This window comes from Kitasatospora sp. NPDC093102, assembly GCF_040683915.1.
Taxonomy (GTDB): domain Bacteria; phylum Actinomycetota; class Actinomycetes; order Streptomycetales; family Streptomycetaceae; genus Kitasatospora.
On record NZ_JBFBFA010000036.1, the window covers coordinates 21,739 to 33,303 of the forward strand.

Annotated in this window: 10 protein-coding genes; 5 read left to right on the plus strand and 5 right to left on the minus strand. The window is 74.8% G+C overall.

The features are described 5' to 3' along the window. Positions 1 to 11 precede the first annotated feature (11 nt). Complete coding sequence (locus AB0O11_RS30410) at positions 12 to 1,295, minus strand: ATP-binding protein (RefSeq protein ID WP_363393406.1); 1,284 nt, start codon at positions 1,293 to 1,295, stop codon at positions 12 to 14. Positions 1,296 to 1,455: 160 nt separating this feature from the next. On the opposite strand from AB0O11_RS30410, the gene AB0O11_RS30415 reads away from it, so the two are divergent. Both AB0O11_RS30415 and AB0O11_RS30420 read left to right on the plus strand, forming a co-directional pair. Then, complete coding sequence (locus AB0O11_RS30415; RefSeq protein ID WP_363393408.1) at positions 1,456 to 2,040, plus strand: hypothetical protein; 585 nt, start codon at positions 1,456 to 1,458, stop codon at positions 2,038 to 2,040. A 160-nt stretch (positions 2,041 to 2,200) separates the two neighbouring features. After that, a complete protein-coding gene (locus AB0O11_RS30420; protein ID WP_363393410.1) occupies positions 2,201 to 2,935 on the plus strand; it encodes a (2Fe-2S)-binding protein in 735 nt (244 codons plus the stop codon). 37 nt (positions 2,936 to 2,972) lie between these two features. Here AB0O11_RS30420 and AB0O11_RS30425 read toward each other — a convergent pair whose 3' ends face one another. Beyond that, positions 2,973 to 3,725 carry a cache domain-containing protein gene (locus AB0O11_RS30425; protein WP_363393411.1) on the minus strand — a complete coding sequence of 251 codons (753 nt, stop codon included), beginning with the start codon at positions 3,723 to 3,725 and terminating at the stop codon, positions 2,973 to 2,975. A gap of 51 nt (positions 3,726 to 3,776) precedes the next feature. Then, complete coding sequence (locus AB0O11_RS30430; RefSeq protein ID WP_363393413.1) at positions 3,777 to 4,529, minus strand: FCD domain-containing protein; 753 nt, start codon at positions 4,527 to 4,529, stop codon at positions 3,777 to 3,779. Positions 4,530 to 4,716: 187 nt separating this feature from the next. Between AB0O11_RS30430 and AB0O11_RS30435 the strand changes: the two genes are divergently transcribed. From AB0O11_RS30435 to AB0O11_RS30445, 3 genes are read left to right on the plus strand one after another with little or no spacing between them, the layout of a single operon-like run. Further along, positions 4,717 to 6,225: an amino acid permease gene (locus AB0O11_RS30435; RefSeq protein ID WP_363393415.1), complete on the plus strand. Its 1,509-nt coding sequence runs from the start codon at positions 4,717 to 4,719 to the stop codon at positions 6,223 to 6,225. Then, positions 6,222 to 7,397 carry a CoA transferase gene (locus tag AB0O11_RS30440; RefSeq protein ID WP_363393417.1) on the plus strand — a complete coding sequence of 392 codons (1,176 nt, stop codon included), beginning with the start codon at positions 6,222 to 6,224 and terminating at the stop codon, positions 7,395 to 7,397. Before AB0O11_RS30435 ends, AB0O11_RS30440 begins: the two co-directional genes overlap by 4 nt. Before the next feature lie 26 nt (positions 7,398 to 7,423). Continuing rightward, a complete protein-coding gene (locus AB0O11_RS30445) occupies positions 7,424 to 8,584 on the plus strand; it encodes an acyl-CoA dehydrogenase family protein (RefSeq protein ID WP_363393494.1) in 1,161 nt (386 codons plus the stop codon). 114 nt (positions 8,585 to 8,698) lie between these two features. On the opposite strand, the gene AB0O11_RS30450 is transcribed toward AB0O11_RS30445, so the two are convergent. Next, positions 8,699 to 9,751, minus strand: coding sequence for a hypothetical protein (locus AB0O11_RS30450; protein ID WP_363393419.1), 1,053 nt, complete (start codon positions 9,749 to 9,751; stop codon positions 8,699 to 8,701). Positions 9,752 to 9,920: 169 nt separating this feature from the next. Beyond that, positions 9,921 to 11,525: an alpha-amylase family glycosyl hydrolase gene (locus AB0O11_RS30455; protein WP_363393421.1), complete on the minus strand. Its 1,605-nt coding sequence runs from the start codon at positions 11,523 to 11,525 to the stop codon at positions 9,921 to 9,923. Positions 11,526 to 11,565: the final 40 nt, after the last annotated feature.

Consider the following 11,565-nt stretch of genomic DNA (forward strand, 5'->3'; position numbering starts at 1 on the left):
GGACGTGCTCCTCAGCGCCCCGGCAGGGAGCAGCTGACCCGCCAGCCCGCGGACGTGCCCGGGCCGGCGGTCAGCGATCCCCCGTGGGCGGCGGCGCGGGCGGTGAGTCCGGCCAGGCCGGTGCCGCCGGCGCCCGGGCGGCGGCGCAGCAGCGGCTTGCGGGCGGGACCGGCGTCGTCGGTGACGGTCAGCTCGACGGCGCCGTCCTCACCGGCGGCCACCCGGACGGTGACCTCGGTGGCCTGCGGGGCGTGCCGGCGGATGTTGGTGAGGGCCTCCAGGACGACGGCGTACGCGGTCGCCTCGGCCTCGGCGGAGAGCCGGCCGGCGGTGCCGGGCGCCAGCTCCGCGGTGGCGCGCAGGCCGCCCGTGGTGCCGAAGCGGGCGACCAGCTCGGGGAGGTCGGCCAGGCCCAGCCGGCGCGTGGTCGCCCCGTCGGTCCACTCCTCCCGCTCCGCCCGGTCCCCCCGGTCCCCCCGGTCGAAGGCTCGGCCACCCCGGTCCTCCGGAGCGTCCGGACCGCCCGGCTCGCGCAGGGCACCGACCATCTCGTCCATCGAGTCCAGTGCCCGCAGCCCGGCCTCCTCCAGGCGGCGCAGCAGTGCGACCGTCTCCTCCGCCTCCTGGCCCGGGAGTTGGCCGGCCTGGGCCTCCAGCACGATGCCGGTGATCTCGTGGGCGACGAAGTCGTGCAGCCCCCGGGCCACTTCGAGCCGCTGCTCGCGCCGGGCCCGGGCCACCGCCCGCTCCCGGCGGGCGTCCAGGACCCGCAGGTAGAGGGCCGCGCCCGCGACGCCGAGCACCGGCGGCAACGAGAGCAGCACCCCGCCCACCGTCCCGGCCGTGCCGCCCTGCGGCACGCGCAGGGCGAACCGCAGCGGCAGCAGCACGGCCGCGAGCCCGAGCAGCCCGCCGACCGCCCAGACCGAGCGGTCGGGCAGCCGGCGGACGGCCCGGAAGAGCAGCCCGAGCAGGGCGAGCCACTCGAAGGGCATCCAGAACGCGGGCAGCCGGTAGGGCCCCGAGTAGGCCAGGTCGACCAGCAGCGAGGCGCCGGCCACCGCCCCGGCGGCCCTGCCGAGGGTGATCCGCCCGATGGGCCACGGCAGCAGCGCCACCGCCGCGGCGAGCAGCGCCGTCAGGGCGAGCAGCGCGGCCGCACCGCGGGCGTCCGCCTGCGCGAGCGCGACGGGCGGCATCAGGGCCGGCGCGGCGACGGCTGCGAGCCGCCGCCGGATCCGGGCCGACCGCGGCCACGTGGAATCGGACCGGACGGAGGATGGGTCGGTGCGCACCCGGCCGAGCCTACGGGCAGCTCTCCCGGGGGAGGCGGCTTCCTCCCCGGGAGGGAGCGGTCCGCCGTCAACTCCCCTCCGCAGCGGGAGGTCTGCACGACCGGGCGAAGAGCATGCTCGGTGGCGTCGGAACCACCGCGCCGAAGGAGAACGAACCGCCATGAACCGCCGCCTCGCCACCGCCGCAGTCTCGCTCCTCCTCCTGACCGCGACGGTCGCCACCGCCGCACCGGCCGCCGTCGCCGCACCGGCCTCCGCCCCGCAGCCGTCCCTCACCGCGCAACCGGCCGCGTCGGCAACCGACTTCGGACCGGTCGGCGTGCGCGGCACCGGCAACACCGTCCTCACCGCCGCATTCCAGGGCTTCGACGGCGACCCGGTGCAGATCTCGGTGGACGCCCGCACCACCACCAACACCGATCCGCGCAGCACCGCAGGCCACTTCCACGTCCGCCACGTGCACACCGACGGCCGGCTGGTCGCCGACTTCGAGGGGGACATCACCTGCCTGGCCGTCGGCGGCCGGGAGGCGATCGCCACCGGGGTGGTCACCAAGGGCGAGGCGCCCTGGTTCCCGGGACTGGAGCTGGTCGGCCAGAAGGTCTCGCTCTCGGTGGAGGACAACGGGCGGCGCGGGGACCGGATGGGCTGGGTCTGGGGCGTGTTCGGCCAGCCGGTGTCGGACTGCCAGGGCACGGTACCGTTCATCCGCACGACCAGTGGTGACTTCTCCGTGCGCAGCTGACACCCGGCCGACCGGGCCTGCCAGGGCCTCTCGGGCAACGAACGGGGCTGCGCACCGCCCCCCGAACGCCCGGAGACCTGGAGGCCCCGTTGTCCCTGAACCGTCCGACCATCCCGCCGCTGGCGGGCGCTGGGTTCAACGACCGAACAGGGGACGGCCGTTGAACCCCGCGCCGGACCGGCAGCCGCCCGACTACGCCCGGCTCGGCGCCGTCGGGCCGTACTTCGCGCTCGACACCTCGCCGGCCGGGCGGCCGCCTGCGGGCTTCCGGCCGCTGGCCGAGCTGTACGGCACCGGTCCGGACGCGCCGTTGGCGGCGCGGCTGCGGGTGGTGGCGCGGCGGCTCGGCACCGGCGAGCCCCGGGTCGCCGCGTCGATCCTGCATCTGGGACTGGCCGCCCGATTCTGGTCGGTGGGATTGGGCTCGGCCGTCCTGCTGGGGACGGTCCCGACCCTGGAGCACGCCTGGATGCGAATCCCGGACCAGGGCCCGCTCGATCTGTGGACACCCCCGGAGCCGGCCCGGCCGGCCGCCGGAACGCTCGCCGACCAGCTCCACGACGTCGTCCTGCTCGGCTGGCTGGAGCGGCTGGCGACGGCCGTCCGGGCGGTCGCCCCGCTCTCCCCGCGCCTGCTGCTCGGCAACGCCGCGTCCGCGCTGACCGGGACACTGCGGGTGCTGGACGCCCATGCGCCGGGCGCCGCACGGGCGTTGGCCGCGGAGCTGCTGGACCGTCTACCGCTGGCCGGATCGGGCACCCTGCACACCGGGCCGAGCGGCACGGCGTTCCGGCGCAACAGCTGCTGCCTCTACTACCGGGTGGGGCCGGGTGCCGGGCTCTGCGGGGACTGCTGCTTCAGCACCCCACCCGGCCGCGGGAAGCGGAACGCCTAATACCTTTACAAATGAAGGTCATATCGGTCGCACCCCGTCAGCCGCGCACCACCGTCCAGTCCACCGCCGCCGACGGCACCCCGGCCCGCTCGGCCGCCGGGTCCGCGAGCAGCCCGCGCGCCAGCGAACCCACCGGCAGGGCCGGGGTGGTGGCGGCCAGCACCCGCCCCTCGCCGTCGAGCAGCGCCGCCTCGCCGGGCAGCGCCCGCAGCGGCGGCACCAGCAGCCGCTCCAGCGCGGCCAGCGGGACGTCCCCGGCCGCCACCCCGACGAAGCCCGCGCCCGGGACGACCACCGGCCGGGCGCAGCACATCACGTACCGGTCGGCACAGAGCAGGTCGACCTGCGGCCCGGCCACCGCGGCCCGCCCCTCGTCCCGGGGCCGGGCGAACCAGGGCAGCACCCGGTAGTCGTAGAACTCGGCGTCCGCCGGGTCGAGCGCGAGCCGCAGCCGCCGCTCCCCCACCCCCCGCGCGCCGCGGTACCACCACTCCACGTGCAGGTCGGCGTCGGCGAGCGCACCGGGCGCCACGACCGCTCCGCAGCCGAACCAGCGCGAGCCGGGCCGCGCCAGCAGCTCACCCACCGCTCCGTGCACCACGGCGAGTTCGGCGGCGGCGGGCCGGCGCCCCTCGGCGGCCGCCCGGGTCCAGCAGCCGGCCGCGGCCGCCCGCAGGCCGTCCAGTTCGGCGAGCACCGAGTCGACGGCGGCGGCGAGGTGCCGGGCGCACCGTTCGACGGCGGCCGGCTCGCGAGCAACGGGCAGGGTGAGGCTGGACGCGCTGGTCATGACGGCTCCGGCGGCGGGGAAGGGTTCCGGGAACGGCGGCACGGCCCCGGCTCAGCCGTCGTCCGCCAACTCCAGGTGCCGCCGCACCAGATGGTGCACGCAGGCCACCGCATGCGCCTCTGCGGCGGCCCGGGCGCCGGCCGCGTCGCCGGCCAGCACGGCGACCAGGATCTCCCGGTGCTGCTCGGCGAAGCGTTCCTGGTCCGGCCCGTGCGGGGCGGGCAGCCAGAGCAGCGGGCCGAGTTCGGCCTGGAGCCGGACGGCGAGCTGGGTGAGCCGCACCGACTGGGCGGCGACGGCGAGTTCGATGTGGAAGCGGGCGTCGGCACGGCGCTGCTCGGCGGGCCCGGCGGCGTCGCGCAGGTCGTGCACCAGCCGGGTGAGCCGGGGTCCGAGGTCGGCCGGGGCGCGTTCGGCGGCGAGCCGGGCGGCGGTGCCGAAGACGGCCAGTTCCTCGTCGCCGAGGTCGCGCAGGTCGACGGTGGCGAGGTCGCGCAGCCGGGCGAGCTGGAGGTGTTCGGAGCCCTCGGCGGGGGTGCGGACGAAGCTGCCGCCGTTGCGGCCGCGCCGGGTCTCGATCAGTCCGGCCTCCCGGAGCAGCGCGAGGGCCTCGCGGACGGTGCCGTTGGCGACGCCGAGCTGGTCGGCCAGGTCGTTCTCGCTGGGCAGCTGGTCCCCGTCGGCGACCAGTCCGAGGGCGATCGCCTCGGTGATCCGGCGGGCCACCGCATCGGCGCGCCCGAGGTCGGCGAGCGGCGCGAGGACGGCGCTGAGCAGCGGGGTCGCACTGCCGATGGTCGTCACGGGCCCCCTCCTCGATCGCCGTCGCCGGATCACCGTCCGACCGGATGTTTCCCGCAGAGTACCTCCCGGTCGAGCGCGCACTCTTGCCGCTAGAAACTCAATCTCGTATGTTTTCCCGCAACCTCGGCCCGAGCATCACCCCCGTAGCGCTCCCCCACGCATCACGACACGTTCCCAGGAGCAGGTCATGACCGATGCCAGTGCACGTGCCACCGTCCACTCCCACGACCCGGACAGCGAACGGCTGGCCGCCCTCGGCTACACCTCCGAGTTCAAGCGCGACATGAGCCCCTGGGCGAACTTCTCGCTCGGCTTCACCTATCTCTCCCCCGTCGTCGGCGTGTACACACTCTTCGCCTCCTCGCTCCAGACCGCCGGGCCGCCGATGGTCTGGAGCTTCCTGATCGCGGGCCTCGGCCAGCTGCTGGTGGCCCTGGTGTTCAGCGAGGTGGTCGCCCAGTTCCCGGTGGCCGGCGGGGTGTACCCGTGGGCGCGCCGGCTCTGGGGCCGCACCTGGGGCTGGATGACCGGCTGGGTCTACCTGCTGGCGCTGATGTCCACCATCGCGGCCGTCTCCTACGGCGCGGGCCCGTACGTGGCCGCCCTGCTGGGCGTCGAGCCGAGCACCGCAACGACCGTCTGGTGCGCACTCGGCCTGCTGGCGCTCGCCACCGTGATCAACCTCGGCGGCACCCGGGTGCTGTCGGCGGCGGCCGTGTTCGGCTTCGCCGCCGAACTGCTCGGCGCCCTGGCGGTCGGCGCCTGGCTGCTGCTGACGCACCGCTACCACGGCCTCGGCGTGGTCTTCGACCGGTTCGGCGCGGGCGGCGACGGCGACTACACCGACGCCTTCCTGGCCGCCGGGCTGATCGCGGTCTTCCTGTTCTTCGGCTTCGAGGCCTGCGGCGACGTCGCCGAGGAGGTGGCCGCCCCGGGCCGGCAGATCCCCAAGTCGATGCGGCGCACCATCTACGTCGGCGGCGCGGCGGCGATCGGGGTCAGCCTGGCCCTGGTGATGTCGATCCAGGACATCGGCGCGGTCGTCTCCGGCGACGACATGGACCCGGTGGCCAGGGTGCTGCACGACGCCTTCGGCGCGGCCGGCGCCCGGGTGGTGATCGGCGTGGTGCTGATCTCCTTCCTGTCCTGCGTACTGAGCCTCCAGGCGGCGGCGAGCCGGCTCGCGTACTCCTTCGCCCGGGACCGGATGATCGCGGGCAGCCGGCTGCTGGCCACCGTCTCGGACCGGCTGTGGGTGCCGCCGTACGCGCTGCTGCTCGCGGCGGCGCTGCCCGGCGTGATCATCGTGGGCGCCTCGGCGCTCTCCGAGGGCGCCCTCACGAAGATCATCTCCTTCTCCAGCATCGGCATCTACCTGGCCTTCCAGATGGTGGTGCTGGCCGCCCTGCGGGCCCGGCTGCGCGGCTGGCGCCCGAGCGGGGACTTCCGGCTCGGCCGCTGGGGCCTGGCGGTGAACACCGGCGCGCTGGTCTACGGCGTCGCCGCGATCGTCAACATCTGCTGGGGCCGCACCCCGGACGCCGCCTGGTACGACAACTACCTGGTGCTGCTCTCCGCGGTGGTGGTGCTCGCGGCCGGCGGCCTCTACCTCCTGCTGGCCCGCCCGCACCTGCGCGGCGACGCCCCCTCGGGCGACGCGACGGCCGTGGCCGAAGCGACCGGGGAACGGGCATGACCGGGCTCCCGCTGGACGGCGTCCTGGTCGCCGACTTCGGCCGGGTCCTCGCCGCGCCCTACCTGACCATGCTGCTGGCCGACCTCGGCGCCGACGTGGTCAAGGTCGAGCAGCCCGGAACCGGCGACGACACCCGCGCCTGGGGCCCCCCGCACGCCCAGGGCGAAGCCACCTACTTCCTCTCCGTCAACCGCAACAAGCGCTCCCTCACCCTCGATCTGCGCGACCCGGCCGACCACGCCCGCGCCGTCGAGCTCGTCCGCCGCGCCGACGTGCTGGTGGAGAACTTCCGCCCCGGCACGATGGCCCGCCACGGCCTCGGCCCGGACCGCGCCCGGGCCCTCAACCCGCGGCTGGTCTACTGCTCGATCACCGGCTTCGGCTCCGGCCGGGGCGCCGAACTGCCCGGCTACGACCTGCTGGTGCAGGCCGTCGGCGGCCTGATGTCGGTGACCGGCCCGGCCCCCGGCGAGCCGGTGAAGACCGGCGTCGCGCTGGTGGACGTGCTGACCGGGCTGCACGCGGCGGTCGGCGTACTGGCCGCACTGCGCGAGCGCGAGGCCACCGGCCGGGGCCAGCTGGTGGAGCTGAACCTGCTCTCCACGCTGCTCTCCGGCCTGGTCAACCAATCCGCCGGCTACACCCTGGCCGGGGCCGTACCGGGCATCCTCGGCAACCGCCACCCGTCCATCGCCCCGTACGAGGTGTTCACCGCCGCCGACCGCCCGCTGGTCGTCGCGGTCGGCAACGACCGGCAGTTCGCCGCGCTCTGCCGGGGCGTGGGCGCCCCCGAGCTGGCCACCGACCCGCGCTTCGCCACCAACTCCGACCGGGTCGCGCACGTGACCGCGCTGGCCCGCGAGCTCACCGCCCGGCTCGAACGCCGCACCGCCGCCGAGTGGTTCTCGGTGCTCACCCCGCTCGGCGTGCCCTGCGGTCCGGTCAACGACCTGGCCGAGGCCTTCGACCTCGCCGACTCGCTCGGCCTGCACCCCCGGGCGCCCCTGCCCGGCCCGGACGGCCGTCCGCTGGACCTGGTCGCCAACCCGATCGGCCTCTCCCGCACCCCGCCCCGCTACCAGCTGCCGCCGCCGCGGCTCGGCGAGCACACCGCCGAACTGACCGCCTGGCTGGACGCCCCGTACGACAAGGACCCCGAGGACCGCCCATGAGCACCCCGCACAGCACCGGCACCGCCATGTCCGACCCGCTCGACCTGATCGACTTCGCCACCCTCCTCACCGACGAGGAGCGAGAGATCCAGGCCACCGTCGCCAGGTTTCTCGCCGACCGGGTCCGCCCGCACCTGCCCGAGTGGTTCGACAGCGCCCACTTCGCCCGCGAACTCGCCCCCGAACTCGGCGCGCTGGGCCTGCTCGGGATGCACCTGGACGGCTACGGCTGCGCCGGCACCAACGCCGTCTCCTACGGCCTGGCCTGCCTCGAACTGGAGGCCGCCGACTCCGGTTTCCGCAGCTTCGTCTCGGTCCAGGGCTCGCTCTCGATGTACTCGATCCACCGGTGGGGCTCGGAGGAGCAGAGGCAGGAGTGGCTGCCGAGGCTCGCCGCCGGCACCGCGATCGGCTGCTTCGGGCTCACCGAGCCGGACTTCGGCAGCAACCCGGCCGGGATGCGCACCCGCGCGGTGCGCAACGGCTCGGACTGGATCCTCGACGGCACCAAGACGTGGATCACCAACGGCGGCATCGCGGACGTCGCCACCGTCTGGGCGAACACCGGGGACGGCGTGCGCGGCTTCCTGGTGCCGCGCGGCACGCCCGGCTTCACCACCCGCGACATCCGGCAGAAGCTGTCGCTGCGCGCCTCGGTCACCTCCGAGCTGCACCTGGACGGCGTCCGGCTGCCCGCCGAGGCGCAGCTGCCGGGGGCGAAGGGGCTGCGCGGGCCGCTGTCCTGCCTGAACGAGGCGCGGTTCGGCATCCTGTTCGGGGCGGTCGGCGCCGCCCGGGACTCGCTCCAGGCGGCCCTGCGGTACGCGGACGCACGGATCCAGTTCGACCGGCCGATCAGCGGCTTCCAGCTGACCCAGCGCAAGTTCGCCGACATGGCGCTCGCACTCGGCAACTCCGCGCTGCTGGCCGTCCACCTCGGCCGGCTCAAGGACGGCGGGCGGCTGCGCTCCGAGCAGGTCAGCGTCGGCAAGCTCAACAACGTGCGCGAGGCGCTGGCGATCGCCCGCGAGTGCCGCACCGTCCTCGGGGCCAACGGCATCTCGCTGGAGTACTCGCCGATCCGGCACGCCAACAACCTGGAGTCGGTGCTGACCTACGAGGGCACCAGCGAGATCCACACGCTGGTGGTCGGCCAGGCGCTCACCGGGCAGGCGGCGTACCGGTAGGACGGCACGCGTCGGGGCCCGCGTCCGGCTTGTCCGGAGCCGGGCGCGGGCCGCCGTTCCCCGACCCGGTGCCGATGCCCGTGGCACCGGGTGGAGCCTCTCCGAGGGGTGCGGTCAGACCGCGACCGCCTCCTCCATATCCTCCTCGGCCTCCTGGGGCGTCTCCACCGGGCGGCGCCCGCGGCCCTCGTACACCGCCGCGGCCACCAGGGCCGCCCCGCCGAGCAGCAGCCAGACCAGCAGGGTCACGACGTGCCCGCCGAGGCCTGCTCCGCCGTCGAAGTACATGACGCTGCGCGCGCCCTCCAGGAAGCCGGCGCCGGTCCAGAAGCCGTGCAGGCCGCCGAAGAACCCGTTCTGCAGCTCGGGCCGGTAGATCCCGCCGGAGGAGGTGAAGTTCAGCATCACGAACAGCACCATCAGGGCCAGCGTGGTCCACTTCTTCAGGAAGCTGTGCAGGCCGATGCCGATCAGCACGATGCCCGCCGAGTAGAGCCAGCCGAGCGCCCAGATCGCGGCGTGATCGTGGTCGACCACGTGGAAGACCGGCCCGGCGGTGACGATCCCGATCACGCTGACCACCAGCGAGACCGCCACCCCGGCCAGCGCCCGCACCTTCAGGCTCAGCGCCGCGCCGGCGGCACCGATCGCCGCGACGCTGGCGTAGGAGCCGATGCTCAGCGCGACCAGCAGGAAGAACAGGCCCTGCCCGGTCGGGTCGCCCTCGGCCGGAGTGGTCAGGTCGGTGACGTGCAGCGGCACGCCCTGCCGGTCGGTGACGTTGGTGAACACCGCCGTGGCGGCCACCACCGAGGTGTCCGAGTTCCCCTTGGCGACGATCAGCTCGGGGCTCTTGGCGTCCGGGACGAAGGCACCCACCAGGTCCCGGTCGCGCAGCTGTTGCTCGGCGGCGGCCCGGTCGTCCACGGTGCGGACGTCGAGCGCGTCCCCGGCCTTGCCCTGGATCGCCTGCGCCAGGCCCTGCGCCTGCGGCGTGGTGCCGACCACGGCCACCTTGAGGTGGTGCGGCTCGGGCTGGTGGAACGCACCCTGGTAGGCGAGCGCCATGCCCAGGCACATCAGCAGCGGGGTGATCAGGTGGGTGGCCAGGTGCTTGAGCGAGTGCCCCAGGGTGGGCTCCGCGGCGGGGTTCCGGGGTGTGCTCATGGTGTTCGTACCGTCCTCCGGTGGTGTCTCTCAACGATCAAGAAGGTGTGAAATGCAACCAATATGGATGGTGAATGCAACCTTCTGTCGATGTAGCTTACAACCATCCGGCACGGGTCGAAAGCCGGGCCCCCACCGGCCGGCGGCCCGGCTTCGACCGGACCGGCCGTCAGCCCAGCTCGAACACCCCGTACGAGAACCCGTCCGCCCGCAGCTCCCCGTCCGCCACCCGCACGCCCTGCACCTCCAGCGGCCGGACGCCCTGCGCCCGCCGGACACCCTCCGGCAGGCCCGCGAGCCGTACGACCGCCGGCTCCCGGCCCGGGTTGACCGCCACCAGGTACCGACCGGCCCGGGTGTAGACCAGCGGGTAGCCGGCGTGCCGGACCTCCACCTCGCCGACCGCGCCCAGCCCGGGGTGCGTCCGGCGCAGCGCGATCAGCCGCCGGACGGTGTGCAGCAGCGAGGTCGGGTCGGCGCGCTGGGAGAGCACGTCCGGGCGGTGCGGGTCCGGGTCCACCGGCAGGTACAGCCGCTCGGGCGGGGCGCCGGAGAAGCCGGCGGTGGGGCCGGGCGTCCACTGCATCGGGGTGCGCGAGCCGGCCCGGTTGAACCGCGGGCCGAGCACGCTGCCCTCGGTGTCGGGCAGGCCCGGCAGGTAGCGCATGCCGATCTCGTCGCCGTAGTAGACGGCCGGGAGGGTCGGCCAGGTGAGCAGGAAGGCGAAGGCGGGGGCGAGTTGCTCCGCGGTGCGCGGGCCGGTGGCCAGTCGGGAGAAGTCGTGGTTGGCGGTGGGCAGCACGATGTGTCCGCTGCCCTCGGTGAGTTCGGCGGCGGAACGCCAGGCGTCCAGGAAGGGCTGCGGAGCGCCCCGGCCCTCGGCCTCGAAGTAGCAGGCCTCCTGGTGCCAGAACTCCTCGACCGTCCCGCCGTTGTTGTTCCAGAGCGAGCGCAGAGGAAGGCCGTGGTCCTCGCCGCCGAAGTGCAGGAAGAAGTCGGCGTGGAAGCCGGCCGCGACGGCCGCGGCCGGGTCGCCCCACTCGGCGAGCAGGACGGCCTCGGGGTGGGTGCGGTCCAGCCAGTCACGCAGCTCGGTCCAGAGCTTGGCGGTCTCCACCTTGCCCGGGTCGTCCTTGACCAGCGAGTACGCCATGTCCACCCGGAAGCCGGACACCCCGAGGCCGAGCCAGTGCGCCATGATCGCGTGCAGTGCCGCCCGGTTGGCGCGCGGGCCCTCCGCGTCCACCGCCTGCCGCCAGGGCTCCTCCGAACTGCCGCGCGCATAGCCGAAGTTGAGCGCCGGCTGGAAGTCGAAGAAGTTCGGCCGGTACCAGCCGAGGCGGTTGCCGGGCGAGGCGACGAACCCGTCCACCGCGCGGTCGGACCAGATGTACCGGTGGTCGGACGGGTCCTCGGCGGAGGCCAGGAACCAGGGGTGGCGGTCGGAGGTGTGCCCGGCCACCAGGTCCAGCAGGACCCGGATGCCCTTGCGGCGGGCGGCTTCGACCAGGGACGCCAGGTCCCCGGTGCTGCCGTAGCGCGGGGCGGGGGTGAGGTAGTCGGTGACGTCGTACCCGGCGTCGCGGAACGGCGAGGCGAAGCAGGGGTTGAGCCAGACCGTGTCGACGCCGAGCCAGGCGAGGTGATCCAGGTGCTCGGCGATGCCGGCGAAGTCGCCGATGCCGTCGCCGTCGGAGTCGGCGAAGGTCTGCGGGTAGATCTGGTACAGCACGGCGTCGGCGAGCCAGTCGGGGCCGGGGCGGGTCGAGGTCATGGGCGGTTCCTCCTGCCGGGGTCCGGGGGCCCGGGCCCGG

Bases quoted from the DNA above. Each gene is read 5' to 3' on its own strand.
- AB0O11_RS30440 (WP_363393417.1), top strand. From the start codon at position 6,222: ATGACCGGGCTCCCGCTGGACGGCGTCCTGGTCGCCGACTTCGGCCGG.
- AB0O11_RS30455 (WP_363393421.1), bottom strand. From the start codon at position 11,525: ATGACCTCGACCCGCCCCGGCCCCGACTGGCTCGCCGACGCCGTGCTG.
- AB0O11_RS30425 (WP_363393411.1), bottom strand. From the start codon at position 3,725: ATGACCAGCGCGTCCAGCCTCACCCTGCCCGTTGCTCGCGAGCCGGCC.
- AB0O11_RS30450 (WP_363393419.1), bottom strand. From the start codon at position 9,751: ATGAGCACACCCCGGAACCCCGCCGCGGAGCCCACCCTGGGGCACTCG.
- AB0O11_RS30415 (WP_363393408.1), top strand. From the start codon at position 1,456: ATGAACCGCCGCCTCGCCACCGCCGCAGTCTCGCTCCTCCTCCTGACC.
- AB0O11_RS30445 (WP_363393494.1), top strand. From the start codon at position 7,424: ATGTCCGACCCGCTCGACCTGATCGACTTCGCCACCCTCCTCACCGAC.
- AB0O11_RS30435 (WP_363393415.1), top strand. From the start codon at position 4,717: ATGACCGATGCCAGTGCACGTGCCACCGTCCACTCCCACGACCCGGAC.